The following is a 23,926-nucleotide window of genomic DNA, read 5'->3' on the forward strand; positions in this document are numbered from 1 at the left end:
ACGATGAGCAAACATTTCTTCGGCGACACCTCCGTCCTGCTGGGACGTTCCCTGCGCCACATCACCCGCAGCCCCGACACCATCATCACGACCGCGATCATGCCGATCGCCATGATGCTGATGTTCGTCTACGTGTTCGGCGGCGCGATCAGAACAGGGTCGGACTCGTATGTGAACTACATGCTGCCCGGCATCCTGCTCATCACGGTCGCCTCCGGCATCGCCTACACCGCCTACCGGCTGTTCATGGACATGAAGGGCGGCATCTTCGAACGCTTCCAGTCCATGCCGACCGCGCGGTCGTCGGTGTTGTGGGCACACGTGCTGACCTCACTGGTCGCCAACCTGGTCTCCCTCGTGGTCGTGATGCTCGTCGCCCTGCTCATGGGCTTCCGCTCCGGGGCGGGGGTGCTCGCGTGGCTGTCGGTGGCGGGCATCCTGGTCCTGTTCACCCTGGCGCTGACCTGGATCGCCGTCATCCCCGGCCTGTCGGCCAAGACCATGGAGGGCGCGAGCGCGTTCTCCTACCCGCTGATCTTCCTGCCGTTCCTCAGCTCGGCGTTCGTACCCACCGACACCATGCCCACCGTGGTGCGCGTCTTCGCCGAGAACCAGCCGGTGACCTCGATCGTCAACGCCATCCGCGCCCTGTTCGCCGAGCAGCCCGTCGGCAACGACGTCTGGATCGCCCTGGCCTGGTGCTTCGGCATCCTCCTCGTCGCGTACGTCTTCGCCATGAACACCTACCGCCGCAAGATCTCCTAGGGAACGGCGTGGATGCCTGCCAGGACGAAGCGTGCCGCGACAACGGGTCGGAACCGGGCACGGTGGTCGGCGAAGCACCGGCTCGAACTGCGGCGACTCCCTTGTGCTACCGTTGAAGCACTACTTTGTAACACTTAGTACCAGGGGTGCGGAAGAGGACCCGCGATGGACAATCTGACGGAGATGCTGAAGGGCACGCTCGAGGGCTGCGTGCTCGAAATCATCGGCAGCGAGGAGACCTACGGATACGCCATCACGCGCCGGCTGAACGAACTCGGCTTCGCCGACGTCGTCGAGGGGACGGTCTACACCATCCTGCTGCGACTGGAGAAGAACGGGCTCGTCCAGGTGACGAAACGACCGTCCGGGCTTGGCCCGCCGCGCAAGTTCTATGCACTCAACGACGCGGGGCGCGAAGAACTCGCAACGTTCTGGGCGAAATGGGAGTACATCACATCACGGATCGACAAGCTCAGGAAGGGCGGGAGATGAATTTCTGGGAGACCATGACAGGCAGCGATCTCACCAGGGAATGGAAGGCGTTCGACGTCCGGGCCGACAAATTGCCGGCCGACTACCGGACGGCGTGGGAAAAGATCAAGGGCCATCTTTACCTCTACTCGGACTTCACAGGTCGAAACCTCACGCCGATTCTCGACGGTGCCCTGGGGTTGCTCGAAGAGACGGCGTCCGAGGGGCAGAGCATCCACGAGGTGCTGGGTGACGACATCGAGGGCTTCTGCGCGGCGCTGGCCGGCGGAGCAGGGGGCCGGAGCTATCGCGACCGTTGGCGCGAGCAGTTGAACAGGAACGTCGCGAAGAAATTGGGTCGGCTAGGAGGCTGACGTGGGCATCCAGGACATCATCGAGGGCAAGAAGCAGTGGCGGGCGCACATGGCGCGGGTCAAGGCGCTCCCACCGGACTACCAGATCGTCTACAAGGAGATGCAGAGGTACTACTTCAAGGTCGGACCAGTTGGCCTGACCGACGGGTCCCTGCTCCCGGGGATCGTCGACTTCTTTGAGGAGGGCGTCGCGTCCGGCAAGGGAGTCCTGGAACTCATCGGCAACGACATCGCCGCCTTCTGCGACGATCTGATCAAGGACTCGCGCACCTACGCGGACATGTATCAGGAGTCCATCACCGGGAAAACCGGCACGGTCGAGAAGTGACACCCCTTCGCGCCGGCCAGCGGAGCGATCAGTCGAGTTCGCCGCGCCCCTGTTGCACTCTGACGATTACTTGATTACAACGAGTGGGCCGAGGACGGTAGCCGATGAGCCTTCGCCAGTACGAGTACGCCCTGGCCGTCGCCGAGGAGGGCTCGGTGACGGCGGCGGCGGAGCTGCTGCGCGTCGCCCAGCCGTCGGTGTCCCAGCAGATCCGCGGCCTTGAGCGGGAGCTCGGCGTGCAGTTGTTCACCCGCACGCCGACCGGGCTGGTGCCCACCGTGGTCGGCCGCGCCTTCCTGCGGGAGGCGGAGGTCGCGGTGAACGCGTCGCGGCGGGCGCGGGCGACGGCGCGGGCCGGTGCCGACGAGCTGGTGGGCGAGCTGCTGGTCGCCGCGCAGATGGGCCTGGGCACGCGGCAGCTGCCGAGCGCGTTGAGCGAGTTGCGCCGCCGCTTCCCGCGGCTGGAGGTCACCGTCTTCGAGGAGCCCAACCCCGCCGAGATGGAGCGGCTGGGGCGCCGGGGCGTGCTGGACCTCGTCCTGGTGGCCGCCACGTGCGACGAGGGCAACGCCGTCGCCCACCACCTCGGCGACGAGGAGTTCGTCGTGGTGCTGGGAGCCGGGCACCGGCTGCTCGCCGACGACCGGGTCGAGCTGCGCGAGCTGGGAGGGGAGCCGTGGGTGCGGTTCGACCGCGAGAGCACGCTCGACTGCGTGACGCAGGACGTGCTGCGCGACAACGAGCTGACCCCGGCCACGGTCGCCCGCGTGTCCCAGACGGGCACGGCCGTGCGCTGGGCCGCCCACGGGCTGGGGGTGACGCTCGTCCCGGCCTCCGCGGTGCCGCACGACTACGAGCACCTCACGCGCCCGGTGTCCCCGGTCGTGTCGCAACCCGTCATCGCCGGGCTCCGGCACGGCGCGGGCCCCGCGGAGCTCGCTCTGCTCGACCTGCTGCGGCAGGAGACCTGGCACAGGTCCGCTTCCGTCTCACCGGTGCCCTGACGGGCCGGCGCCCGCTAGATGACGGCTCCGCCGGCGTCGACGTGGAGCGTGGTGCCGGTGATGTAGCCGGCGCGAGGAGAGGCCAGGAAGTAGATCGCCTCGGCGATCTCCTGTGGGCCGGCCGTCCTGATCCCCATGCTCTTGGCCAGGCCCTCGTTGCCCTCCGGGCCGTATTCGGCCAGCACCCCTTCGGTACGGGTCGGGCCGGGAGAGACGCTGTTGACGCGTACGCCGCCGCCGGCGAACTCCAACGCCCACGTACGGGTCAGCGCGGCCAGCGCGGCTTTGGACGCGCTGTAGACCGAGGCGCCGACGAAGGCCCTGGTCGCCGCGAGTGAGGTGACGTTGACGATGCTGCCCTCCCCCTTCTCCAGCATGGCCGGCACGAGCGCGGCGACCAGGAAGTAGGCACCGCGCACGTTGGTGTCGAAGATGCGCTCGTACTCCGCCACGCTCTGTTCGACGGTGAGCGAGGGAGGGAAGGCGGCGGCGTTGTTGACGAGGATGTCGACCGGACCGTTCTGGCGGCCGAGTGCGGCGACCGCGTCCAGGTCGGCCATGTCCGCCGGGACGAACCGGACGGCGCCGTCCTCCCGCGCGGCGTGCTCGGCGTTCTCTCCGCGCTGGACATCGCGGCCGGTGATGACGACGTCGGCGCCCGCGCGGGCCAGCAAGCGAGCGGTTGCCAGGCCGATGCCAGAAGTGCCGCCCGTGACCAGTGCGCTCTTACCCTGCAATTCCATGCCCCAAGGCCTTTCATGAAGCTTTGTTGAATGGCGTCCAGAAATGCGATGGACGTCAACCCATGGGGAATTCCCCGCCGTCCACGATGAGATTCCTCCCGGTCAGCCAGCTCGCCCGGTCGGAAACGAGAAACAGCACCGCGTGGGCGATGTCGTCGGGCCGGCCATCGCGCCCCAGCGGCACGGTGGGGCCGTCAGTGTCGTTCTGGTCCGGCGCCGCGCCCATGCGCGCGGCCACCTCCGCCCACCGCTGCCGCGTCTGTTCGCCACCGGGGGTGGCGACCCTGCCGGGAGACACGGTGTTGACCCGGATCCCGGACGGGGCCAGCTCCAGGGCCAGCCCCCGGCTGTAGGTCACCAGCGCCGCCTTCGCCGCCGCGTAGTGCAGGAACAGTGTCACCTCCGGCGAGAGGAACGCGGCCGAGGAGATGTGCACGATCCGGCCGAAACGCCGTTCCCGCATCCCCGGGACCAGCAGCGCGTCCAGCCGTACCGACGCCAGGTAGTTCAGGTCCAGCGCGTCCTGCCACTCCTCGTCGGGGATGGCCGAGCTGCCCTCGTACGGCTGCGCCCCGCCCGCGTTGTGCACCACGACGTCCACCCCGCCGAGCACCTCCTGCGCGGCCTCGGCGAGCGCCTGCGCTCCGGCGCGGGTCCGCACGTCGGCCGCCACGAAGGCGGCGCCCTCCGGCACGGTGCCCGTCGCCGACCTGGCGGTCGTGAGCACCTCGGCGCCCGCGTCAAGGAGATGGCGTACGACGGCCGCGCCGATCCCGCGAGTGCCACCCGTGACCAGGGCTCGTTTTCCCGCGAGTTCTCGCGTATCCGAGCCGTTCTCCACCACGGTCATGTCAACGGTCCTCTCGTTCACGTGTCAGTCCGCTCGACGGAAAGAAAATCGCGTTTATCGGGAGTAATCGCGGTGAGCCCGTCGTCGAGCTGTTTCACGCTACGTCCGGAAAAGAACGAGAGGCAAAGACGAAATGTCAGCAGGCGCCATAGGCGATTCCTATGGCGCCGCCTGCCGGGAGCGCGGCGCACAGATCCACGCGAGTGCTCAGTAGATGCGGTACTTCTTGCCGCAGTTGTCGAACTTGCCGGCCCAGCAGGTGAACGTGTAGGCCTTCGTGATCCCGTGACCCTGCCAGGCGCCGGCGACCTTGCCGTCCCACGCCTTGGTGAACCTCTTCCAGTGGCCGCCCTGGTAGACCTCGAACCAGACCCAGCCCTTCTTGCCGCCGGCCTTGTCCACGCCGTACCACTTCGTGAACACCTTGCCGCCGGACTTCCACGTCTTGCCGAACGTGTACGCCTTGCCGTCGCTGGAGAAGACCTTCCCCCAGTTCGTCGCGGTGTGCGTGGTCGCCTGGGCGGCGGCCGGGGTCAGGGCCAGGCCGGTGACGGCCATCGAACCGGCCAGAGCGGCGATCGCAAAGGTCTTACGCATTTCGGGTTCCTCCCCGTGTCGGTGTGATCCGGTGACAGGGACATTACGGAGACCCGCGGCGATCAACTGTGGACGAATCCACACACCGGGTGTGATCAGCGCCACAGGAGGCCGGGCTTAATAAGATCGCTGCTGTTGCGTTGGTCCGGCGAGCGGAGCACGATGAGCGACCCCGGCGGCTTCGGCCCTCTGGCGATGGACGATCACGAGCCGATCGGCCCCTACCGGATCGCGGGCCGGATGGGCGCCGGTGGCATGGGGGTCGTCTACGCCGGGATCGCGGCCGACGGCGCCCGGGCCGCGGTCAAGGTCATCCATCCGGGATTAGCCGCCGATCCGCAGTTCCTGGCGCGTTTCGTCCGCGAGGTCGACCTGCTGTCCCGGGTACGCGGGCGTTGCACGGTCTCCGTGCTGGCCGCCGACACCGCGGCGATGCCTCCCTGGCTGGCCACCGAGTTCGTCCCCGGCCCGACGCTCAGCACCTACGTCCAGGAGCACGCCCGGCTGCGCCCGGACGAACTCCTCCCGTTCGGCCTGGACATCGCCGAGGCGCTCACCGACATCCACCGGGCCGGCATCGTGCACCGCGACCTCAAGCCCGGCAACGTCATCCTCTCCGCCTCCGGCGCGAAGGTCCTGGACTTCGGCATCGCCCGGGCCCTCGACGAGAGCGGGCTCACGGGCACCGGCGCGCTGATCGGGACGCCCGGCTGGATCAGCCCCGAGCAGTACCGGGGCGACGAGGCGGACACCGCCGCCGACGTCTTCGCCTGGGGCGCGCTGATGGTCTACGCCGCGACCGGCCGCCCGCCGTTCGGCACCGGAGCTCCCGACGTGCTCGCCTACCGGGTCATGAGCGTCGAACCGGATCTGTCCGAGGTGCCCGCGCCGCTCCGTGACCTCGTACGCGGCGCGCTCGCCAAGGATCGTGCCGCCCGGCCCACCGCGTACGAACTGCTCGACCAGCTCACCGCGCTCACGTCGGGCACCAAGCCCCTGCCGCCGCCACCGCACCCGCGTGGAAGGCGCCTCATAGTGCCCCTGTGGTCGGCCGCCGTCGCCGTCGCGGCGGTCGCGGCCGCGGGAACGGTGTTCGCGACGAGCCAGCGGGGAACGCCCGAGGCGCTGCGGAGCCCGAGCGACTCCCCCGCGTCCACGTACGAGGAAAGCCCGGAGCCGGAACCCTCAGCCGAGACGTCGACGGCGAGCGAGTCGCCCGAGGATGCCCCCAGCACGACCGAACCGCCCAAGAGGAAGACCTCCACCCCGACGAAGAGAGCGAGCACGCGCCGCACTGACGCCGCCGTTCCCTGCGCGTCCGACGCCTCGATCCTCCGGCAGGTCGCCGCGCTCAACGGCGGCAGCCTGCCCGGGGATGCCGTGGTCGCGCGCAAGCAGTGCTCGGGTCCCTGGGTCGCGGCCGAACTCGACTCCCCCTCAGTCGGCGGCATCGACCTCATCGCCAAGCGGAACGCCACCCGGTTCCTCGACGGGCAGATCGGCAGCAACTTCTGCTCGCGGGAGGACCAGCCGGCGCTCCTCGCGAACGCGCCCGCAAGAATCCGGACTTTCCTCTGCCCTGACGGCTTCCGGTGACGAAGTGAGCCCCGGTGGACATGGATGCGATTCGCGTCGAGATTGGTCGTCAGGCGCGGCCATCGCCTGCCCGGGCGCCGGTCGGACGACGTGAGGAGTGCGCATGAGGATCGTGGAACTGGCCTCGGTGGACGGATGCATCGCCTTCGACCTGGACTGCCCGACGTCCGCGGGCGGCACCCGGCTCGCCCCTGACGTCACCCGGGGCGAGGCCGGGCTGCTGGCGCGGGCGATGACGTACAAGCTGGCCGTGCTCGGCGAGCGGATCGGCGGCGCCAAGGCGGTGCTGCGGGCCGAGCCCCAGCACCGGACGGCCGCCCTGGCCCGTTACTGCCAGGAGATCACCCCGCTGGTCGAGAAGGGCGCCTTCCTCACGGCCTCGGATCTGGGGACGCGCACGGAGGACTTCGCCTCGTTGCCCGGTTACCGTACCGGCTCGGTGATGCACCAGGAGGTCGGCGGCGAGCTGGTGGACACCATGGTGACGGGCTTGGGCGTGGTCGTCGCCGCGGAGACGGCGCTCGGCGGGCTGGCCGGGCGCACGCTCGCGGTGGAGGGGTTCGGCAAGGTGGGTGGCGCCGTCGTACGGGAGGCCGCGCGGCGGGGCGCGCGCCTCGTCGCCCTCTCGACTTTGCACGGGTGCGTCACCGACCCCGCCGGGCTGGACGTGGCCGCCCTCGAAGAGCTGCGCGCCGAGCACGGCGACGCCTGTGTGCGTCTGCTCGGCCTGCCGGTGCGGCCCGCCGAGGCCCTGTACGAGGTGGCCGCGGACGTGCTGGTGCCCGGCGCGCGGACCGGCACCCTGACGGCCGAACGCGCGGCCGGGGTACGCGCCCGCCTGGTCGCTCCGGCGGCGAATGTGCCCTACACCGAGGCCGGGCTGCGCACCCTTGCGGAGCGGGACGTGGTGCCGCTGGCGGACTTCGTCTGCGGGGCCGGCGCTACGATCGGCTACCTCGCCGAACGCGCCGGCTCGGTTTCCGGCGCCGCCTCGGCGCGGGACCTGGTGGAAGAGCGGGTCGGCCGGCTCACCGGCAGAGCGCTGGAACATCCCGGCGGCCCGTACGCGGGGTCGTGCGCCGTGGCGGAGGAATTCCTCGCCACCTGGCGCGACACACCCGACCTCGCCGCCGGCCCTCCCCTCGCCCCCGAACCGGGCCGGTGACCACTCGTACCCTTTTGTGCGGGGGATGCCCGGTCCGAGCGGTCACGTCGCGTCCGGGCCAGCCCTTCGCTCGCGTGCCTCCCGCAACTTTCCCGTGGCGACGAAGCCGACCGCGACCCGGTAGAAGCCAGCGATCGATTCGCCTTCCTCCACCCCGTCACGGAACTGCTTACGCACCTTCGTGAAGGGGAAGGCCGTGCTGCCGTCGGGAAGGAGCACGCCCCACGCGTCATCGTCCGTCCTGCGCCAGTGGCCGCCCGTGGCGGCGGCGACGCAGGCGCCGAGGAACGAACCGAGCACGCCGACCAGCCCGTCGATCTGTTCCGGGTCGAAGCCGGGCCGGGAACGCTGGCGCTCGATGAAGCCTTCGACCCACTCGACCGACTCCTGGTTGAGGCCGAAGTCCACGTCGCTCAGCGGCCCCAGCTGGTCGATGGCCAGGCTGACGTTCTCGTGGATCCACTGCAGCTCGTCTTCCTCCATCCGAGGATGGTGGCATCGCCGGGGGATGCGATCAATCTGGTTTCCGGCTGCCGAGCTCAGCGCCCCGCCGTCGCCGATCATCCGGGTGGTCGCGCAGCGAGGCGATGAACGCGACCGTCTCCGCGGGCCGTTCGCCCAGCGTGATCGGCTGTTCGACGGTGACCACCGTGCCGGGAGGGGGCGGGGCGCTGCTCCGGTTCGCATTAGTTGACACGACATATATGTCGTGTAATCTATCGGCATGGCAAACGAACCGACCCTGGTCTTCATCCCCTGCTTCTCCGGCGCCCCGTGGGATCTGGCGCAGCTCACCCCACTGGCCCATCGCCCGCGGCGCACCTTCAGGCTCCCCGAAGGCGTGGCCGACATGGAGGCCTACGCCGACGCCGCCGCGGCCCACGTCGCGGACCTGGACGACTACGTGCTGGTCGGCGACTCCTTCGGGGCCAACATCGCGCTGGCGCTGGCCGTCCGCAGGCCGGCCGGCCTGCGCGCCCTGGTGATGTCGGGCGGCTTCGCGGCCAACCCCGTCTCCTCCCCGATCTGGAAGAGCGCCATGCGGGTCATGGGCAGGCTGCGCGGCGTCCCCTACCGGCAGCTGGCGCTGCGCGCGCACGCCCACCGGCTGGCCTCACCCCACGACCGTGCGGGCCAGATCCCCTGGAGCGAGGCCGACAGCCGCCGGTTGTTCCTGGACAACACCCCGGCCACGTCATTCGGCGCCCGCGTCAGCGCGGCGCTCACCGCCGACTACACCGGCCGTCTTGACAGGGTACGCGTCCCCACCCTGATCATCACGCCGTCGCACGACAAGCTGATCGGCGAGCAGGCGGCGCGGACCCTGCGCACCGGGATCGCCGGATCCCGCGAGATCGTGCTGGACCGGACCGGGCACATGTTCCGCTTCACGCATCCCGAAACCTACGCGCGAGCCGTCGAGACGTTCCTGACCGAAACGACCCGCGGCAGCGAGCTGACCCATGCGGCCCGCTGAGGAGCTCCGCTACCTGATCCTGGCCGCGCAGCGCGAGGGCAACCGGATGCTCGGCCAGGCCCTGCGGCCGCTCGGCATCACCCCCTCCCAGGCCGAGGTGATCCGCGTCCTGCAGGAGCACGGCCCGCTTTCGCTCAACGGCCTCGGCGAGCTCCTGGTCTGCGAGAGCGGCAACAGCCCGAGCAGGCTCGTCGATCGCCTGGTCGCCCTCGGCCTGGTCAGACGTGACGTGGCGGCCCACGACCGCCGCCACATCGACCTGTCGCTCACCGAAGAAGGACGCGAGCTCGTACGGCAGATCGCGGAGATCGAGGAGCGGCTCTACCAGTCGATCGACGCCGCAGCCGAAGGCCGCGAGCTCGGGCAGGTCTTCGCCTTCCTCAGGGCGTTCGTCTCCGACCTGCCCGCCGGCCAGGCCCTGGCCCGCCGCGCCCACCGCTGACCCGCGTCATCGTCACTCGGGCTGCGCGGCCAGGATCGCGTCGCCGTGGTGCTCGGCCCATCGGGTCAGGATCGCTATCGGGTCGATCAACGTCTCGCCGAGGTCGGTCAGCTCGTACTCGACCCGTGGCGGCACCTCGGCGTAGGCCCGCCGGCCGACCAGCCCGTAGTTCTGCAGCCGCCGCAGGGTCTGGGTCAGCATCTTCTTCGAGATGCCGCCGATCAGCTCGACCAGCTCACCGTGCCGGCGCGGCCCGCGGCTGAGCGCGTACAGCACGACGACCGACCACTTGTCGGCGATCACCTCCACCGCCAGGCGGGCCGGGCAGTCGGCCAGGAACACATCCCCCGGCCCGTCAAAGTCACCCACGGTTCCTAAGATACTTATTGGTTCCCATCGGGCTGGCTATCGTGCGCTTCATGACGACGCAGAAGCTCTCGCCGGCCGCCGATCGACTTCTCGAAGCCGATCGGTGTGCCACATTTGTCACCATAAATGCCGACGGATCGCCCCAGGTCAGCCTCATGTGGATCTCCAAGGACGGCGATCACCTGGCGTTCGGCGTCGAGCAACACCGTGTGAAGGTCCGCAACCTGCGGCGCGACCCGCGCGTCACGGTGCTGATCGAGGATGACCGGGATACGGAGCACGGCCTGCGGCAGCACCTGGTCGTCCGTGGCACCGTGACCTTCGAAGGCCCCGGCATCCCGGATCGGTTCGCGACCTTCATGGACCGGCAGGCCCAGCGCTACCTCGGCACCCGCTACCCCTTCGCGAACCGCGAGTCCACGACGGCGCTCATCGGCCGGATCCAGGTGGACCACGTGTCCGGCGTCGGCCCCTGGTCACCGTAGCTGAGACGCTCGAACATGGAAATGCGCTTCCCAGCCATGGTGCGTCTCATCCTTTCGCGGTGAACTCGAATCATGACAACGACACCGATCCTCATCCTGGGCGGCACGGGCAAGACCGGCCGCCACGTCGCCGGGCGGCTGCGGGCGCGCGGCGTCCCGATCCGGCTCGCCTCCCGATCGAGCGAGCAGCGGTTCGACTGGTACGACGAAAGCACCTGGACCCCGGCGGCGGCCGGGACCGACACGGCCTACCTGGCCCCGCCGGTCGATCCGCCGGGGCTCGCGCAGGCCGGACGGTTCGTCCGGCAGGCGGCGGCGGACGGCCTGCGCCGGGTGGTGTTGTTGTCCGGCCGCGGCGTCGGCGGCCCCGGCCGCGACTTCGCCGTCTACGACGCCCAGCTCGACCTGGAGAACGCCGTCAAGGACAGCGGCGCCGCCTGGACCATCGTCCGGCCCGCCTGGTTCATGCAGAACTTCAGCGAGGACTTCATGCACGGCCAGGTGATGGCCGGCGAGCTCCGGTTGCCGGCCGGCGACGGCGCCGAGGCGTGGATCGACACCGAGGACATCGCCGACGTGATGGTGACCGCGCTGCTGGACGAGAAGCACGCGGGCAAGACGTACTCGCTGTCCGGCCCGCGTACCCTCACCCTGGCCGAGGTCGCGGCCGAGCTCTCCGCCGCGACCGGCCGGCAGATCCGGTACGTCGCCCTCGAACCCGAGGAGCACGTCGCCGAGCTGATCGGGTACGGCGCGTCCCGGGCCGAGGCCGAGGCCCTGCGTGACCTGTTCGCGGTGATCCGCAACCACCGCTCCGAATACCTTTCCGACGGCGTGCGGGAGGTGCTCGGCCGGGAACCGCGCGACTTCACCGACTGGGCGCGCGACACCGCGCGAACCGGCGTGTGGTCGTGAGGGAGCGGCCCGGCGGAAATCCACGTGCGCCGTGAGCGCGGCCGGGTGTTGCATGAACCAGATGATCGACGAACCGCTCGAACGACTCCGCACCGCCGCCCACCGCACCCGCGAGCTGGCCCTGGGCCGGGCGGGCACCGGCCTCGGCCACCAGGACGCCGACGACGACGTCGGCACGATCGGCACGGACGGCGCCCTCGGGTTCGACCCCTTTCCGCTGCTCGAAGCCCTCCACCACCACGGCGTCCACATCGTGGTGATCGGGCAGGTCGCCGGCATCATGCACGGATCCACCGAGCTGACCGGCGATCTGGACCTGCTCTGGGACGGCGCCCCGGCTCACGCCCCGGCCCTGGCTGCCGCCTTCGCCTCCGTCGGGGCCCGGCTCTCCGACGAAGCCGGCGGCCCCGTACCGACGCGGCCGGAGTCCTTCCTCCGCCCCAAGGTGCAGTTCACCTCGCCTACAGCCGGCGGCGACTGCTGCACCCCGGCGCTCCCCTGGGGCGGCCTCCGCGTCCGGGACGTCCTCGACCGCGCGATCACCGCGACCGGCCCGGACGGCCTGGTCGTCCGCTACGCCTCCCTGGACGATCTGATCCGGATGCGCCGCGCCATCGGCCGCCCCAAGGACCTGCGGCGAGCAGCCGAACTCGGCTCGCTCGCCCCGGGCACTCCCCGGTGACCTGCCACGTGCGAAGGTGGCAGGTCAGCCGACACGTCCGTCGCGATGGGTTCAGCCGCAGTGCACGTTGTTGAGCTTGCGCGAATTCCAGGCCGGCACGATCCCCTCGACGTCAATGCACTGGTTGGGCGCGGAGACGTACACCGGGCCGGCGTAGTACGTGAACTCGCCGGCGTCCGCGTCTTCCCCGCTGCCGTCGCCTCGCGAGATGATGACGCCCTTCCAGCTCTTGGTATTGGCGTACTTGCCGTAGCCGTAGGTCAGGGCGCAGTTCTTGCCGGTGCTGGAGCTGTAGTACACCTCCAGCGTGCCCGTACGGCTCCCGTCTACTTTGTGGTGAATGGCGTAGACGCCGACCCGGGCGTAGCTGCTACCGCAGGGTCCGGCCGCGCCTGCCGGGGCGGCGCCCGCCACCATCGTCGCGGAGGCCGCGATGGTGGCGCCGGCCAGCAGGGTTGCCAGCTTGCGTGTGCGCACGAAAGTCCCTTCAATCGATCAATGTTCACGACATGAGACCACGAATGCCGCTGACACGCATCACAGATGCGGCCACGTCACGAGCGGGATCGGCCACCGGGCACCGTCCGGATCCCGGCATGCGGCGCCCGGTCAGGCGGGTGAGTCGAGCGGGACCTGCAGCGAGAGGTGCGGGGACAGGGCGCTCAGGAAGCCGGGGGCGTCGAAGGCCGCCCCCGCGGAGGCGACGCCGGTGGTCCTGGTCCGGCCGGTGAGGATGCGGTCGGCGGCCTCCACCGCGAGCGGCGCGGTAATGGCGTAGATGTCCTGTCCGGCGGCGGAGATGCGGCGTTCCGCGCCGCCGGAACGGACGGCGACGTCGACGAGGAAGGTCTGCGCGGACCGGCCGCGCTCGTCGACGGCGGCCGGTGGCGAGGCGTCTGGAGCGGACAGGTCCGCGGCCGCCCTGGCGGTCATGTACGTACGCACCTCCGGGACGGCCAGATGGCTGGGGACGGTGACGACGTCGGCCATGGTGAACTCCCCGATGACGCTCTGGGGACCGAGCGGAGCCGGGAACCGCCACTCCAGGGTCGGCAGCGTGTCGTCGTGGTACTCCAGCCGCCCGCCGGTGTAGCGGACCCGGCGGCCGCCCCGCCTTTCCCCCGAGACCACGCCGGCGGCGAGCGTTCCCGCGGTGGGGTGCCAGCTGCTCAGGCCGTAGGCGACGTGCACCTCGTCCGCCGCCGTCCAGTCGCCCATCGCGGTGGTGACCAGCAGGTCGCCGAGACCGCCGTAGAAGGCCATCGCCGGGACCACCACGATGCCCGCGTCCCGGGCGGGCTGCGCGAAATGTGCGAACGTGTCGGCGTTCGCCTCGATCTCGGCCGCCACGTCGACGTACGGGATGCCGGCCCGCAACGCCGCCTCGACCAGCGGGGCGGCGGTCGAGGCGAAGGGCCCGGCGCAGTTGATCACGATGGCCGCGCCGTCCAGCGCACGGTCGAGCGAGCCCGGGTCGCCGACCGTCGCCTGCCGCGTCAGGGACGGCTGCCCCATCGCCAGCAGCTTGTCCCGGTCGCGGCCGAGGAGCAGCGGTACGTACCCGCGCTCGCGCAACTCCGCGACGACGAACCGCCCGGTGTGCCCGTAGGCGCCGTACACCGCCACGTTCCGACCCGATCCCATGCCTGCTCCCACGTGCTCGAAGTGATCCGCCTCCGGAATCCTCGCCTCACCGGCCCATCGGGACCAGTGTCCGGAACGACATGACCCGTACAATTCCCGACATGAGTCCAGACCCGCGCTCCGTCGCGGTCGCCGCCACCGACGGGATGCTCCACTTCGAGCTGGCCCTGGCCTGCGAGGTGTTCGGCTCCGCCCCGGACGCCCTGCCGCCCCCCTGGTACGACCTCAGGGTGTGCGGCACGCACGCCGTACGGGCCGGCCGGTTCCTGGTGGAGCCGGACCACGGGCTCGACGAGCTGGCCCGCTCCGCCACCGTGATCGTTCCCGCCCTGGCGGACGCCGGCGAGGACCCGCCGGCCGACCTGGTCGGGGCGGTGCGCGCGGCCCACGAGGCGGGCGCGCGGGTGGTCTCCCTGTGCACGGGGGCGTTCGTGCTCGCCGCCGCCGGCCTGCTGGACGGGCTGCGCGCGACCACGCACTGGGCCCACACCGAGCAGCTGGCCGCGCGCCATCCTCTGGTGGAGGTCGACCCGGACGTGCTCTACGTCGACAACGGCAACGTGCTGACCTCCGCGGGCAAGGCCGCCGCGATGGACCTGTGCCTGCACCTGGTACGCCGTGACCACGGGTCGGCGGTCGCCAACGTGGTCGCCCGCCGCCTCGTCGTGCCGCCCCACCGGGCCGGCGGGCAGGCCCAGTTCGTCACCACGCCGGTGCCCGACCAGGACGGCCATCCCCTGGCCGAGCTGTTCCCCTGGGTGATGCGTCGGCTGGACCAGCCCCTCACCGTGGAGGACCTGGCCCGCCAGGCGAACATGAGCGCACGCCACCTGACCCGCCACTTCCGCTCGACGGTCGGCACCACCCCGCTGCAGTGGCTGCTGATGCAGCGCATCCGCCGCGCGCAGGAACTGCTGGAGACCACGGACGACAGCGTCGAAACCATCGCCTCGGCCGCGGGCATGGGCACGGCGACGACCCTGCGCCGCCACTTCCAGCGCACGCTCGGCGTGCCGCCCGACGCCTACCGCCGCACGTTCCGCGCGCCGGCCCGCACGGTCACCAGCTCCACATCCCCACCCTGACCGGCACCCCCGGGGAGGCGAGGAGAACGGGCCGTCCCTCGGGGGCGGGCAGCCCGCCGGCCCGCACCAGGTCCTGGTCCAGGCCGTGCAGGGAGGCGTGGTGCAGCGGCCACGGCGGGTGCTCCACCGGCGCCGCCGCCAGCCGTCCGCCCACGAGGCTGAACAGCCGGAAGCGGGCGGTCAGGAAGTACGCGAGCTCGTCACGCTCGCGCTCCGCCAGCGGCAGACCGATTTCCACCTCCACGTCACACCGCGCGCCACCCGGCCCGGGCCAGCGCCGGCGGCACCGGTAGCGCGTGTGCCCGTTCTTCGCGTCCACGGACATGTCAGACCAGCAGTAGGGCAGCCAGTAGCCGACCCGCCCGCCGAGCGCGGCCGGCAGCCGCCCGGCGTCCAGCGAGAAGAACCAGACGCCCGTACGTCCCCGAGCGTCGCGCGCATACGTCCGTACGTTCGTCTCCGGGAACGTGGACAACCACGGCAGCGCAGGCATACCCGGCACCCGGACGTCGCGCATGAGGAACGGCGTGAGCCCCACCCAGGCCGCCCCGTCGAACGTCTCGACCGCGAGCTGCGCCGGCAGGAGAGCCTGCACCTGCTCCGGCCGGTAGCGCCAGTGGATGAACGTCATCCGGGACCAACGGTGGTACATCACGGGCCGGCTGACGTGGGGCGAGGACGGAGCACGCATCCCGCACCCCTGCCCTCCGCCCGTACCGGCAATCCGCCTCGCACGCCCCGCAGGGCGTTCCCGCTGCCCGCGGTCAGGTGTTGATCTCCAGCACCGAGACCGGGGTGACCCGTCTCACCGCTCCTGGCTGACCATGACGGGCTCATTGCTCGTGTTGACGACGGTCCGTTCGCCCAGCGGCTCCGCCAGCTGGAGCTGCACGAAATGAGCCCGTCCAACCATATTGGTCAACCCCTGCTCCCAGGGCCAGCTACGGCGGCAGGAAGCATCCACTTCAACCCCGACGACCACACGAGAAGGCGATTCAGCCACCTCAGTGTCCGTCACCCGCTCGCACGGCCGGCCCGTCTCGTCGGGCGCACCGAAGATCAGCTCGACGGTCAACGTTCTACCGTCCGGCGACAGGGTCGCGACGCGTACGTCCCGCCACGTGGACGCGGCACATCCTGTTGCGATCAGAGTTGTGCACGCGAGCGCGAGCATCAGGGGTCGAGGAGTCACCATGGAAGGAGAAAGCCTGCCTTACTTACGCTTCAACACGCCGCCACCGGCCTGCACCTGCTCCGGCCGGTAGCGCTGGTGGATGCACGTCATCCGGAACCAATAGTGGTACATCACGGGCAGGCTGAAGTCGGGTGAGGGTGGAACGCGTCCCGCACCTGAGTCCGCCCCTCACCCGCTCTGGCCGAAAGGGCCGCGCAGCCGGGCGGTTTCCGCCCAGAGACGCTCGGAGACCGCCCGGTTGAGTGATGCGGGTGAGGACGTGACCGGGGTGAACCGGTTGTAGTAGGTTCCCGCGTTTATCTCCTCGTCCGCGGCGAGCCGTACGACGGGGTCGGCGCCGCTCGCGGTGGACCCGGCCATCACGCTGCCGAGCAGCCGGAGGGCGAGGGGGAAGTCGCGGCCGAGATCGGTGCGGACCATTCCCGGGTGCAGGGCGGCCACGGTCAGCTCGGGGTGGCGGCGATGCAGCTCATAGGTGAACAGCAAATTGGCCAGTTTGGTGCGGCTGTAGACCAGGAACGGATCGTAGACCTTGCTGCTCTGCAGGTCCTCGAAGTCCAGCTCGACTGGGCCCGGCCCGCGTAAGGGTGCTCGGTGTCCTTCGGAGTTGACGTTGATCACCCGGCCGAGGCCCTTCCTCAGCAGGGGCAGGAGATGGGAGGTCAGGGAGTAGGGCGCCAGGTGGTGGACCGCGAAATTCAGTTCCATGCCCTCGGCGGTGATGCGACGCTCGGGTACCATCACGCCGGCGTTGTTGACCAGCGTGTCGACCAGGTCGACCGTTTCCGCCACCTGCTCGGCCGCTCGCGCGACTCCGGCGCCGGTGGCGACGTCGGCGGTGATGACCGTGGCGGCAGGCAGTTCGCGGGCCAAGCTCGCGGCGCGATCGGGGTTACGGCCGATCAGCACCATCCGGTGACCCGCAGCGGCGAGCCGGCGGGCGGCGAGCCTGCCGAGCCCGGAAGTGGCCCCTACCAGCACGATCGTCCTCATGCCTGCGTGCCGATCTTGGTCAGGCCGAGGGTGCGGGCGAGCAGGTATTCGCGCAGACCGGCAGGAAGTCGCTGGAGCAGGCCGGCGATGCGGGCATCGCCGGGGACGACGTAGTGGCGTCGCGGTTTGGCCGACCGAAGCGCGTCGAGCACGGTTGCGGCGGCCGCTTCCGGAGGCGCGGGACGCAGGCCGGCCTGAGCTTTGGCAGCCGCGGCCAGGTGGCGGGCATAGCGGGCCACCCGTTCCGGGTCAGCCAGCGCGAGAACCGCACTGGCGTTCTTTTCGGCCTTGGCGAAGATCTCGGTGGCGGTGCTGCCAGGTTCGACGACGATGACGGGGATGTTCCAGGCGGCCAGTTCCAGGCGGAGCGCGGCCGACATCGCGGCGAGCGCGGCCTTGCTCCCGGACAGCGCGGACAGCAGCGGTACGGGTACCCGCGCGGTCGAGGCGCTGATGTTGATGACCCTGCCACGGCCGAGCCGCAGCAACGGCAGGAACGCCTGGGTGACGTAGGCCGGGCCGAGGGTGTTGACCTCGAACTGGCGGCGCAGTTCGCCGGGCGGAACCAGTTCAAGAGGGCCTTGGACGATCACGCCGGCGTTGTTGACCACAGCGTACAGGCCGTGGTCGCCTACCTCCCTGGTGATCTCCTTGGCCGCGGCGGCGACGCTGTCGGGATCGGCGACGTCCATGACGACCTGCCGGACGCCGTTCAGCGCGTCGCTCTTGTGCCGGACTCCGGCCAAGACCGTGTATCCGGAGAGCGCCTTGACGATCGCCCGGCCGATTCCGCCGGTCGCGCCGGTGACGAGTACTGCATGGGGCATGCCGGCCTCCATAAGTCCACTAGGACATGTCCTTAGGTACATATGAGAGCGTGCACATGTCCCCGGGAACATGTCAAGATGGGTTCCGGAAAGGGGGGGCCGCCGATGTCGTTGCGATACGGCCTGCTCGGCCTGCTCGCCGAAGGGCCCGCCAGCGGCTATGACCTGGCCCGACGGTTTCAGGAGATGCTCGGCTCAGTCTGGCCGGCCCAGCACCCGAAAATCTACTCCGAGCTCAACAGGATGGCGGGCGAGGGCCTCATCGAGGTCGAGAGCGAGGGACCGCGGCGCCGCAAGGCCTATCGGATCACCGATGCCGGTCTCGCCGCGGTCAGGCAATGGCTGACCGATGGCGAGGTCGACCACACCATGCGGCTCCAGCCTCTGCTGCGCTCGGCGTTCTTCTGGCTGATGGAGCCCGCCGACCTGCGCGCTCACCTTGATCGTGAAGCTGCCTACTACCGCGGCGAGCTGGAGAAATACCAAGCCTACGCTGAGGCCAAGGACCGCGGCGACTTCGGCGACGGTCCGCAGACCCACTCGCTCCGGATCGCCATCGAGGCGGCGATCCGGCTGTACGGCGCGCTGGCGGAGTGGGCCGAATGGGCACGAGACGAGGATCCCCTCGCCGGGCAGCGCAGACGTTGACCCATGCTGGTGGTGACACACCCAGGATGAGCTGACACTGCCCGGTTCGGAGTCGTCCACCGCACGATGGACGGCATGAAGGCAATCACGATTCCCGAATTCGGCGCCGCCGACGTCCTCCGTCTCGACGAGGTCGAGGTTCCCGAGCCCGGGCCTGGGCAGGTCTCCATCGACGTGGCCTACGCCGGCGCCAACTTCGCCGAGATCCTCTACCGGCGGGGCGTGGTGGACGTCCCGCTCCCGTTCGTCCCCGGCATCGAGGTGTCCGGCCACATCCGAGCCCTCGGCCCCGGCGTCGAAGGGCTGCGCGCAGGCCAGCCGGTCGCCGCGCTGACGATCGTCGACAGCGGCGGATACGCCGAGGTGGTGACCACCTCCGCCGACCTGGTGGTTCCCCTGGACGGACACGACCTGGGGCTGGGGACCGCGGCCTCGCTCCCGTCCAACAGCACCACAGCGTTTCTCGTACTCGACCGGGTCGCCCGCCTCGAACCGGGCGAAAGCGTACTGATCCACGCCGCAGCCGGCGGCGTGGGCAGCCAACTCGGCCAGGCCGCGCGACTGCTCGGCGCGGGCCGCGTAGTGGGCACCGTCGGCGACCCCGCCAAGGTCCAGGCCGCCAAGGAGTTCGGGTACGACGAGGTCGTCCTGCGCGACGAGGTGGCCGAATCAGGCCGGTTCGACGTCGTGGTCGACATGATCGGCGGTACGGCACGCCGTACCGGACTGGACCTGCTGGCGCCCATGGGCCGGCTGGTGGTGCTGGGCAACGCGTCCGGCGCCGAGGACGTCGGGATCTCGGCCAACGAACTGTGGCTCGCCAACAAGACGGTTGCCGGGTTCAACCTCGCCGCCTTCGCCGCCGCGTTCCCCCAGGAGGCAGGCCGGGCGCTGCACCGGGCGGTGACCGCGGCCGCGAACGGGGAACTGCGGGTACGGACCGAGACGCTGCCGCTGGAGCAGGCTGCGCAGGCGCACCGGCGCATCGAGTCCGGCGGCACCACAGGAAAGCTCGTCCTCGAAGTCGAACGCGGCTGAGCCTTCCCTACACAATCATGACGCGGCGGGGTCAGCTGGTCCTGGCTGACAGCGACAGGCGCTCCACCCTCTCCTTGGTGTCGGTGTCCGGGTGAGGGGTGTGCAGCACCACGTTGAGGTCCGCGCGATCCGGCAGCCGGAACAGGCTGTATTCGAAGGTGAGGTCACCGGCCTCGGGGTGGCTGATCGCCTTGATCCCCTGGTATCTGGAGCCGACATCCGCACGTGCCCAGAGCTCGGCGAACTCCGGGCTCGCCGCCGACAACTCCCCGGCGATCCGCCCGAACACCGGATCGTCCGGATAGCGTGCCGCGGCGACGCGGAAGTCGGCCACCATGTCCGGCGCGAACTCGTGCCATTCGGCGAACCGGCTGCGGTAGGTAGCGTGCGTGAAGAACGCGACCATGCAGTTCTCGACGTCGTCGTCGAATCCGAAGATCCACCTGGACGCGTCGTTCGCCGCCACCAGGTTGTAGTGCCGGTCGAGCACGTGTGCCGGATTGGGCATCCAGGCGTCCAGCACCGCGCGCAGTTGCCCGCTCGCCGGCGCGCCCGGCCGCCCGGCAGGCTCCGGCGGGTTCAACCCGGCCAGAACGTAAAGGTGGCGCTGCTCGGCTTCCGCAAGCCGCAACGCGCGAGCGACCGCGTCCAGTACGGCGTCCGAGACCTTGATGTCACGCCCCTGCTCCAGCCAGGTGTACCAGGACACCCCGACCCCGGCGAGCACGGCCACCTCTTCCCTGCGCAGTCCGGGAGTACGGCGGCGCCCGCCCTCGGGCAAGCCGGCCGCGGCCGGCGAGAGCGCCTCCCGCTTGGCCCGCAGGAATTCTTTGAGCTGCTCACGGCGATGCTGATGGGGAGCCACAGCCTCACCGTAATCGACCGGGCCCGTGCCGATCCTCGTCAGCGAACCCCAGCCGGGCGGACCAGCGACCGAACGTCAATGCCTGTGGACCCAAAGTCAACGACTTCTCTCGATCCTCCTCAGAGAATGAGGGCTGATCATCGTCGCTACCCCGCTTGCGAGAGGAAATCGAGAGTGAAGAAGGCAGTGAAGGCAATGGTCGCGACGGCTGCGGTCGTCGGCACGCTGTCCGGTGGGACCGCCCAGGCCGCCGCCCTCGACGCCTCAAGCCAGGCCAGGGCGCAATCCCCGTACCGCACCAGTCTCGCGTGCAAGGCTCCCAAGAAGGCGAAGAGCAATTACTCGTGGGGGGACGGGCGGAGCAGCGTCACGGTCTATTTCAACAACCATTGCAGCCACAAGATGTATGCGAAATTGCACATCAAGAACTCGATCGGCGGAAACTTCAAGAAGTGCCTGGCGACCAATGGCGGCACCAAGGGCAAGAAGAAATTCCACATCGGGCTCGCGAGCACCCTGACAAGGATCACGCTCGGCTGCGGCTGAGATCGGAAGTCTGACGGCGCTTCGCCACATTGACGATCGTGAAGCACGCACGAATGCCAACCTGGGGGAAATGTGTCACTTCGGAACTGGAGCAGGGTGATTCTGGGAGCCGCCGCCGCGGCAGTGACCTTCGCCGTGACGGGCCCGGCGCCGGCCAGCGCCGGTCCCGGCGGAAGCTGCGCGAACACGGCGTTCTGCCTGTATGAGAACACGAACTACAACACCGGGAACACCGATCACTGGAGAAATTTCTACGCCTCCGACCAGGATTTCCGGAACAACGTCTGGCTCGACCGCGAGGGCAGGGCCACCAGCGACGGAATGGACAACGAGGCCAGCTCGGTCAAGAACTACACCAACTGTGTGGTCACCCTCTACCAGCACCCCGGCTATTCGGGCGCGGCCACGACGTTCATCCTCAAGGGGCAGGAGCGGCCGAATCTCAGCCGCGAAGGGATCGGCGACAACCGGGCCAGCTCGGTCAGGTTCAATTGCTAGTGGCGGTCAAGCGGTGGCCCGGCGTCGTTCTGGGCGCGCTCGCGTTGATGGTTCTCTCGCGAAGCGCCCCAGCGCCGGGCTTCGCCCTGCCCTTCGACGGCTACCGGCTGACCCCGTCCGACGCGGCGGTGATACAGGCCGCACGGGGCCTCTGCACGGGTGCCGCGGATCGGCGCTCGAAACCGGCTTCAGGCGTGCGGCTGGAGCGGAACATGCGCCGGTACGGCATCACGGACGTCGGGGATGCCGAACGCCACGGCTACCACGTGCCCGGCCCGCTCGTGCGCCCGTCGCCGACCACCGCAGCCGGCCATGCGTGCTCGCGCGAGGCAGACGATCGGCTGTGGGACGGGGTCCCGGAAGCGGATTTCGCGTGGCTGTCGGCGCTGGACGCCGGCTCGGTCGTGCGTTCCGAGAGCGACCCGGCCGTCGTGGCGGTGACCCGGGCGTGGAGCAGGTGCATGAGAACGCATGGATTCACCTACCCCGACCCGCTCGCGGCCTTACAGGATCCGGCGTGGCGGCTCGACTCCGCCGCGAGTTCCCCCAGGGAACGCGCGGCTGCGGTCAGCGACGCCCGGTGCAAGCGGACCACCGGCTACGTCGCCGTCAGGTCCGCGGCCGAGACCCGGTTCCAGGAGGAGCTGGTCGACCGCTTTCCGGCGAAGTTCACCGCGTTGAAGCAGGCCCGGGACCGCCTGTTGCGCAACGCCGAGCAGCTCACGGCCCGCAGGAGCGAGAAGGTACGAACGTAAGCGGCGAACGTCCCCTCGTCCGATCACGGGAGTCCCCATGACGCAGAACGTGCGCATCCCGCTGCCGGACGGCAGCTCATTGGCAGCGGCGGTGGCGATGCCGGAAGGGTCCGCACCCACGCAGGGATGGCCCGGAGTCGTGGTCGTGCACGAGATCTACGGCGTCGAACCGGACATGCTGGAGGTGGCACGGCTGTTCGGCGAACACGGGTACGTCGCGGTACTGCCCGACCTCTACAGCCACGGCTCCAGAGTCAGGTGCCTGGCCCGGGTCATGCACCAGCTCGCGACGGGAAGGCTCGACGGCCCCACCGCCGACATCGACGCGACCCGGCGATGGCTGGCGGGCCGCGAAGAGGTCGACGGCAGCAGGCTCGGCGTGGTCGGGTTCTGCATGGGCGCGGGCTTCGCCCTGGCCTACGCGGCCGGAGCGCCACCCGGTGTGCGGGCGGCGGCGGTGAACTACGGCGCGGTGCCACGCCGCAAGGAGGAACTGGCCTCGGTCTGCCCGGTCGTGGCCTCCTACGGCGGCCGCGACAGGGGCTTCCGCTCGCACGGCGAACGGTTGCGGGAGCACCTGCGGGCACTCGAAATCGACCACGATGTCACGATCTACCCTGAGGCCGGTCACTCTTTCATGACCGACGGCCACCACCCGATCGCGCGCCTCGCGCTGTTCCCGCTCCGTCACGGTCTCGTGCGCCCGGCGGCGGACGACGCCTGGCAGCGCACCCTGTCCTTCTTCGACAGGCACGTCGCCGATCGGCAGTAACCTCGGCGCTGACTGTTCACCAGGTAAGGCTGACGCTGCGCTCCGCCCGTACCGGCAATCCGGCTCGCACGACCCTCAGGACCTTCCGCTGCCTGTCAGGTGTTGATCTCCAGCACCCAGACCGAGACGTGATCAGGGCCGCGCGTGTAAACCAGGCGGAAGGTATCGGTGCGGAGCTCGAACGCGTCGGGAATTCCGCCGTATCGCGTGGCTCCGAGCGGCTCGGGATCGTCGACCAGGTCGAGCAGGGCGTCTGCTACGGCGACGCGCAAGCCGGGCGCCGCCTGGCGCAGGATATGGCGTAGGGCGAGATCGATGTGGAGGAGACGTTTCAAGAGCGCTCGCCGGGGGCTGGGAGGCCAAGGTCGGCGTATAGGGCTTCCTTGGTGTCACCCGCACGGCCGGTGGCAGGTTGGCGAGGACAGCGTTCAGGCCGTCGCGCACTGCCTGCGCGTCGTCGCGGGTCGCAGTGGGACCGGGCGTAGGTAACGGCTTCTGCGGTCGACGAGGGTGGCGATCGCGGATTGGTTCAGCCGGCCGGTGATCAGGTCTCCCTCCCAGTCGCCGACTCGATGGCGGAGTTCGACGACGGTGGGGCGGTGGTCGATGAGCAGTGCGGGCGCGATGAACCGCGGCTCAAGATGGTCGGGCCGGCGGGCGGCGTTTGCGCAGCGACTGTGCTTGCGCTAGCAAAAAAGCTGCCAATCAGACGCAGAAGGTTATCTGCGACAGCTGGGGCAGAGGATCAAGTCGCTTGAATTGAGCTTGCGCTGCAGAATGCCTTCACAGTCCGCCTA

General features: G+C 69.9%; 33 protein-coding genes. 19 read left to right on the plus strand and 14 right to left on the minus strand.

What is annotated here, in order from left to right; translation table 11 throughout:
* Positions 1–3 precede the first annotated feature (3 nt).
* The 5 genes from ABGA98_RS39090 (at position 4) to ABGA98_RS39110 (ending at position 2,942) form a co-directional block, all read left to right on the plus strand.
* Positions 4–765 carry an ABC transporter permease gene (locus ABGA98_RS39090; RefSeq protein WP_347623506.1) on the plus strand — a complete coding sequence of 254 codons (762 nt, stop codon included), beginning with the start codon at positions 4–6 and terminating at the stop codon, positions 763–765.
* 165 nt (positions 766–930) lie between these two features.
* Positions 931–1,257, plus strand: coding sequence for a PadR family transcriptional regulator (locus ABGA98_RS39095; protein WP_347623507.1), 327 nt, complete (start codon positions 931–933; stop codon positions 1,255–1,257).
* Positions 1,254–1,610 (plus strand): DUF1048 domain-containing protein, encoded by a 357-nt coding sequence (locus tag ABGA98_RS39100; protein WP_347623508.1) that lies wholly within the window; start codon positions 1,254–1,256, stop codon positions 1,608–1,610. Before ABGA98_RS39095 ends, ABGA98_RS39100 begins: the two co-directional genes overlap by 4 nt.
* A 1-nt stretch (position 1,611) precedes the next feature.
* On the plus strand, positions 1,612–1,938 hold the full coding sequence (locus ABGA98_RS39105) for a DUF1048 domain-containing protein (RefSeq protein ID WP_347623509.1): 327 nt from the start codon (positions 1,612–1,614) through the stop codon (positions 1,936–1,938).
* A gap of 104 nt (positions 1,939–2,042) precedes the next feature.
* A complete protein-coding gene (locus tag ABGA98_RS39110) occupies positions 2,043–2,942 on the plus strand; it encodes a LysR family transcriptional regulator (protein WP_347623510.1) in 900 nt (299 codons plus the stop codon).
* Positions 2,943–2,956: 14 nt separating this feature from the next.
* Here the strand turns inward: ABGA98_RS39110 and ABGA98_RS39115 are convergent, their stop codons facing one another.
* From ABGA98_RS39115 to ABGA98_RS39125, 3 genes are all read right to left on the minus strand, one after another.
* A complete protein-coding gene (locus ABGA98_RS39115; RefSeq protein WP_347623511.1) occupies positions 2,957–3,685 on the minus strand; it encodes an SDR family oxidoreductase in 729 nt (242 codons plus the stop codon).
* A gap of 55 nt (positions 3,686–3,740) precedes the next feature.
* A complete protein-coding gene (locus ABGA98_RS39120; RefSeq protein WP_347623512.1) occupies positions 3,741–4,535 on the minus strand; it encodes an SDR family oxidoreductase in 795 nt (264 codons plus the stop codon).
* 207 nt (positions 4,536–4,742) lie between these two features.
* Positions 4,743–5,132, minus strand: a complete 390-nt coding sequence (locus ABGA98_RS39125) for a hypothetical protein (protein ID WP_347623513.1) — start codon at positions 5,130–5,132, stop codon at positions 4,743–4,745.
* A 162-nt stretch (positions 5,133–5,294) separates the two neighbouring features.
* Between ABGA98_RS39125 and ABGA98_RS39130 the strand changes: the two genes are divergently transcribed.
* The gene (locus tag ABGA98_RS39130; protein ID WP_347623514.1) at positions 5,295–6,728 is read left to right on the plus strand and encodes a protein kinase; all 1,434 of its coding nucleotides are present in this window, start codon (positions 5,295–5,297) and stop codon (positions 6,726–6,728) included.
* 103 nt (positions 6,729–6,831) lie between these two features.
* Positions 6,832–7,893 (plus strand): Glu/Leu/Phe/Val dehydrogenase dimerization domain-containing protein, encoded by a 1,062-nt coding sequence (locus ABGA98_RS39135; protein WP_347623515.1) that lies wholly within the window; start codon positions 6,832–6,834, stop codon positions 7,891–7,893.
* A 42-nt stretch (positions 7,894–7,935) separates the two neighbouring features.
* Here the strand turns inward: ABGA98_RS39135 and ABGA98_RS39140 are convergent, their stop codons facing one another.
* Entirely contained in the window at positions 7,936–8,376 is a 441-nt protein-coding gene (locus tag ABGA98_RS39140) for a hypothetical protein (protein WP_347623516.1), read from the minus strand.
* Positions 8,377–8,407: 31 nt separating this feature from the next.
* Positions 8,408–8,590, minus strand: coding sequence for a hypothetical protein (locus ABGA98_RS39145; protein ID WP_347623517.1), 183 nt, complete (start codon positions 8,588–8,590; stop codon positions 8,408–8,410).
* A 27-nt stretch (positions 8,591–8,617) separates the two neighbouring features.
* On the opposite strand from ABGA98_RS39145, the gene ABGA98_RS39150 reads away from it, so the two are divergent.
* Both ABGA98_RS39150 and ABGA98_RS39155 read left to right on the plus strand, forming a co-directional pair.
* Positions 8,618–9,370, plus strand: a complete 753-nt coding sequence (locus ABGA98_RS39150; RefSeq protein ID WP_347623518.1) for an alpha/beta hydrolase — start codon at positions 8,618–8,620, stop codon at positions 9,368–9,370.
* The gene (locus ABGA98_RS39155; RefSeq protein ID WP_347623519.1) at positions 9,357–9,812 is read left to right on the plus strand and encodes a MarR family transcriptional regulator; all 456 of its coding nucleotides are present in this window, start codon (positions 9,357–9,359) and stop codon (positions 9,810–9,812) included. The genes ABGA98_RS39150 and ABGA98_RS39155 overlap by 14 nt, the downstream gene beginning before the upstream one ends.
* Positions 9,813–9,824: 12 nt before the next feature.
* Here the strand turns inward: ABGA98_RS39155 and ABGA98_RS39160 are convergent, their stop codons facing one another.
* A complete protein-coding gene (locus ABGA98_RS39160) occupies positions 9,825–10,181 on the minus strand; it encodes a helix-turn-helix domain-containing protein (RefSeq protein WP_347623520.1) in 357 nt (118 codons plus the stop codon).
* Positions 10,182–10,198: 17 nt separating this feature from the next.
* Here ABGA98_RS39160 and ABGA98_RS39165 point away from each other — a divergent pair, with 17 nt between their 5' ends.
* From ABGA98_RS39165 to ABGA98_RS39175, 3 genes are all read left to right on the plus strand, one after another.
* Positions 10,199–10,666 carry a TIGR03618 family F420-dependent PPOX class oxidoreductase gene (locus tag ABGA98_RS39165; protein ID WP_347623521.1) on the plus strand — a complete coding sequence of 156 codons (468 nt, stop codon included), beginning with the start codon at positions 10,199–10,201 and terminating at the stop codon, positions 10,664–10,666.
* 72 nt (positions 10,667–10,738) lie between these two features.
* Positions 10,739–11,581, plus strand: a complete 843-nt coding sequence (locus ABGA98_RS39170; RefSeq protein ID WP_347623522.1) for an NAD(P)H-binding protein — start codon at positions 10,739–10,741, stop codon at positions 11,579–11,581.
* A 61-nt stretch (positions 11,582–11,642) separates the two neighbouring features.
* Positions 11,643–12,263 carry a hypothetical protein gene (locus ABGA98_RS39175; protein WP_347623523.1) on the plus strand — a complete coding sequence of 207 codons (621 nt, stop codon included), beginning with the start codon at positions 11,643–11,645 and terminating at the stop codon, positions 12,261–12,263.
* Positions 12,264–12,314: 51 nt separating this feature from the next.
* Here ABGA98_RS39175 and ABGA98_RS39180 read toward each other — a convergent pair whose 3' ends face one another.
* Together ABGA98_RS39180 and ABGA98_RS39185 are read right to left on the minus strand one after the other, a co-directional pair.
* Entirely contained in the window at positions 12,315–12,740 is a 426-nt protein-coding gene (locus ABGA98_RS39180; protein WP_347623524.1) for a hypothetical protein, read from the minus strand.
* 132 nt (positions 12,741–12,872) lie between these two features.
* On the minus strand, positions 12,873–13,907 hold the full coding sequence (locus ABGA98_RS39185; protein ID WP_347623525.1) for a saccharopine dehydrogenase NADP-binding domain-containing protein: 1,035 nt from the start codon (positions 13,905–13,907) through the stop codon (positions 12,873–12,875).
* 101 nt (positions 13,908–14,008) lie between these two features.
* Between ABGA98_RS39185 and ABGA98_RS39190 the strand changes: the two genes are divergently transcribed.
* Positions 14,009–14,992 (plus strand): helix-turn-helix domain-containing protein, encoded by a 984-nt coding sequence (locus tag ABGA98_RS39190; RefSeq protein ID WP_347623526.1) that lies wholly within the window; start codon positions 14,009–14,011, stop codon positions 14,990–14,992.
* Here the strand turns inward: ABGA98_RS39190 and ABGA98_RS39195 are convergent.
* The 4 genes from ABGA98_RS39195 to ABGA98_RS39210 all read right to left on the minus strand — a co-directional run bounded on the left by ABGA98_RS39195 (position 14,967) and on the right by ABGA98_RS39210 (position 18,007).
* A complete protein-coding gene (locus tag ABGA98_RS39195) occupies positions 14,967–15,623 on the minus strand; it encodes a DUF2071 domain-containing protein (RefSeq protein WP_347623527.1) in 657 nt (218 codons plus the stop codon). The genes ABGA98_RS39190 and ABGA98_RS39195 overlap by 26 nt on opposite strands.
* A 174-nt stretch (positions 15,624–15,797) precedes the next feature.
* A complete protein-coding gene (locus ABGA98_RS39200; protein ID WP_347623528.1) occupies positions 15,798–16,067 on the minus strand; it encodes a hypothetical protein in 270 nt (89 codons plus the stop codon).
* Positions 16,068–16,355: 288 nt separating this feature from the next.
* A complete protein-coding gene (locus ABGA98_RS39205; protein WP_347623529.1) occupies positions 16,356–17,180 on the minus strand; it encodes an SDR family NAD(P)-dependent oxidoreductase in 825 nt (274 codons plus the stop codon).
* The gene (locus ABGA98_RS39210; RefSeq protein ID WP_347623530.1) at positions 17,177–18,007 is read right to left on the minus strand and encodes an SDR family NAD(P)-dependent oxidoreductase; all 831 of its coding nucleotides are present in this window, start codon (positions 18,005–18,007) and stop codon (positions 17,177–17,179) included. Before ABGA98_RS39210 ends, ABGA98_RS39205 begins: the two co-directional genes overlap by 4 nt.
* 105 nt (positions 18,008–18,112) lie before the next feature.
* On the opposite strand from ABGA98_RS39210, the gene ABGA98_RS39215 reads away from it, so the two are divergent.
* The gene (locus ABGA98_RS39215; RefSeq protein ID WP_347623531.1) at positions 18,113–18,655 is read left to right on the plus strand and encodes a PadR family transcriptional regulator; all 543 of its coding nucleotides are present in this window, start codon (positions 18,113–18,115) and stop codon (positions 18,653–18,655) included.
* A 75-nt stretch (positions 18,656–18,730) separates the two neighbouring features.
* Positions 18,731–19,693: a zinc-binding dehydrogenase gene (locus ABGA98_RS39220; protein WP_347623532.1), complete on the plus strand. Its 963-nt coding sequence runs from the start codon at positions 18,731–18,733 to the stop codon at positions 19,691–19,693.
* Positions 19,694–19,724: 31 nt separating this feature from the next.
* Here ABGA98_RS39220 and ABGA98_RS39225 read toward each other — a convergent pair whose 3' ends face one another.
* Positions 19,725–20,558 carry a helix-turn-helix transcriptional regulator gene (locus tag ABGA98_RS39225; protein ID WP_347623533.1) on the minus strand — a complete coding sequence of 278 codons (834 nt, stop codon included), beginning with the start codon at positions 20,556–20,558 and terminating at the stop codon, positions 19,725–19,727.
* 174 nt (positions 20,559–20,732) lie between these two features.
* Here ABGA98_RS39225 and ABGA98_RS39230 point away from each other — a divergent pair, with 174 nt between their 5' ends.
* From ABGA98_RS39230 to ABGA98_RS39245, 4 genes are all read left to right on the plus strand, one after another.
* A complete protein-coding gene (locus ABGA98_RS39230) occupies positions 20,733–21,104 on the plus strand; it encodes a hypothetical protein (protein WP_347623534.1) in 372 nt (123 codons plus the stop codon).
* Positions 21,105–21,200: 96 nt separating this feature from the next.
* Positions 21,201–21,602, plus strand: coding sequence for a peptidase inhibitor family I36 protein (locus tag ABGA98_RS39235; protein WP_347623535.1), 402 nt, complete (start codon positions 21,201–21,203; stop codon positions 21,600–21,602).
* 47 nt (positions 21,603–21,649) lie between these two features.
* Complete coding sequence (locus tag ABGA98_RS39240) at positions 21,650–22,357, plus strand: hypothetical protein (protein WP_347623536.1); 708 nt, start codon at positions 21,650–21,652, stop codon at positions 22,355–22,357.
* 37 nt (positions 22,358–22,394) lie between these two features.
* Positions 22,395–23,129, plus strand: coding sequence for a dienelactone hydrolase family protein (locus tag ABGA98_RS39245; RefSeq protein WP_347623537.1), 735 nt, complete (start codon positions 22,395–22,397; stop codon positions 23,127–23,129).
* Positions 23,130–23,224: 95 nt separating this feature from the next.
* Here the strand turns inward: ABGA98_RS39245 and ABGA98_RS39250 are convergent, their stop codons facing one another.
* On the minus strand, positions 23,225–23,464 hold the full coding sequence (locus ABGA98_RS39250) for a hypothetical protein (RefSeq protein ID WP_347623538.1): 240 nt from the start codon (positions 23,462–23,464) through the stop codon (positions 23,225–23,227).
* Positions 23,465–23,926: the final 462 nt, after the last annotated feature.

It is taken from the genome of Nonomuraea sp. B1E8, from assembly GCF_039871515.1.
Taxonomy (GTDB): Bacteria; Actinomycetota; Actinomycetes; order Streptosporangiales; family Streptosporangiaceae; genus Nonomuraea.

Coding starts and splice junctions, on each gene's coding strand:
- ABGA98_RS39125 (WP_347623513.1), bottom strand. CDS start 5,132: ATGCGTAAGACCTTTGCGATCGCCGCTCTGGCCGGTTCGATGGCCGTC.
- ABGA98_RS39095 (WP_347623507.1), top strand. CDS start 931: ATGGACAATCTGACGGAGATGCTGAAGGGCACGCTCGAGGGCTGCGTG.
- ABGA98_RS39195 (WP_347623527.1), bottom strand. CDS start 15,623: ATGACGTTCATCCACTGGCGCTACCGGCCGGAGCAGGTGCAGGCTCTC.
- ABGA98_RS39120 (WP_347623512.1), bottom strand. CDS start 4,535: ATGACCGTGGTGGAGAACGGCTCGGATACGCGAGAACTCGCGGGAAAA.
- ABGA98_RS39175 (WP_347623523.1), top strand. CDS start 11,643: ATGATCGACGAACCGCTCGAACGACTCCGCACCGCCGCCCACCGCACC.
- ABGA98_RS39110 (WP_347623510.1), top strand. CDS start 2,043: ATGAGCCTTCGCCAGTACGAGTACGCCCTGGCCGTCGCCGAGGAGGGC.
- ABGA98_RS39155 (WP_347623519.1), top strand. CDS start 9,357: ATGCGGCCCGCTGAGGAGCTCCGCTACCTGATCCTGGCCGCGCAGCGC.
- ABGA98_RS39115 (WP_347623511.1), bottom strand. CDS start 3,685: ATGGAATTGCAGGGTAAGAGCGCACTGGTCACGGGCGGCACTTCTGGC.
- ABGA98_RS39215 (WP_347623531.1), top strand. CDS start 18,113: ATGTCGTTGCGATACGGCCTGCTCGGCCTGCTCGCCGAAGGGCCCGCC.
- ABGA98_RS39100 (WP_347623508.1), top strand. CDS start 1,254: ATGAATTTCTGGGAGACCATGACAGGCAGCGATCTCACCAGGGAATGG.
- ABGA98_RS39240 (WP_347623536.1), top strand. CDS start 21,650: ATGGTTCTCTCGCGAAGCGCCCCAGCGCCGGGCTTCGCCCTGCCCTTC.
- ABGA98_RS39135 (WP_347623515.1), top strand. CDS start 6,832: ATGAGGATCGTGGAACTGGCCTCGGTGGACGGATGCATCGCCTTCGAC.
- ABGA98_RS39220 (WP_347623532.1), top strand. CDS start 18,731: ATGAAGGCAATCACGATTCCCGAATTCGGCGCCGCCGACGTCCTCCGT.
- ABGA98_RS39245 (WP_347623537.1), top strand. CDS start 22,395: ATGACGCAGAACGTGCGCATCCCGCTGCCGGACGGCAGCTCATTGGCA.
- ABGA98_RS39140 (WP_347623516.1), bottom strand. CDS start 8,376: ATGGAGGAAGACGAGCTGCAGTGGATCCACGAGAACGTCAGCCTGGCC.
- ABGA98_RS39190 (WP_347623526.1), top strand. CDS start 14,009: ATGAGTCCAGACCCGCGCTCCGTCGCGGTCGCCGCCACCGACGGGATG.
- ABGA98_RS39090 (WP_347623506.1), top strand. CDS start 4: ATGAGCAAACATTTCTTCGGCGACACCTCCGTCCTGCTGGGACGTTCC.
- ABGA98_RS39130 (WP_347623514.1), top strand. CDS start 5,295: ATGAGCGACCCCGGCGGCTTCGGCCCTCTGGCGATGGACGATCACGAG.
- ABGA98_RS39210 (WP_347623530.1), bottom strand. CDS start 18,007: ATGCCCCATGCAGTACTCGTCACCGGCGCGACCGGCGGAATCGGCCGG.
- ABGA98_RS39205 (WP_347623529.1), bottom strand. CDS start 17,180: ATGAGGACGATCGTGCTGGTAGGGGCCACTTCCGGGCTCGGCAGGCTC.
- ABGA98_RS39185 (WP_347623525.1), bottom strand. CDS start 13,907: ATGGGATCGGGTCGGAACGTGGCGGTGTACGGCGCCTACGGGCACACC.
- ABGA98_RS39150 (WP_347623518.1), top strand. CDS start 8,618: ATGGCAAACGAACCGACCCTGGTCTTCATCCCCTGCTTCTCCGGCGCC.
- ABGA98_RS39170 (WP_347623522.1), top strand. CDS start 10,739: ATGACAACGACACCGATCCTCATCCTGGGCGGCACGGGCAAGACCGGC.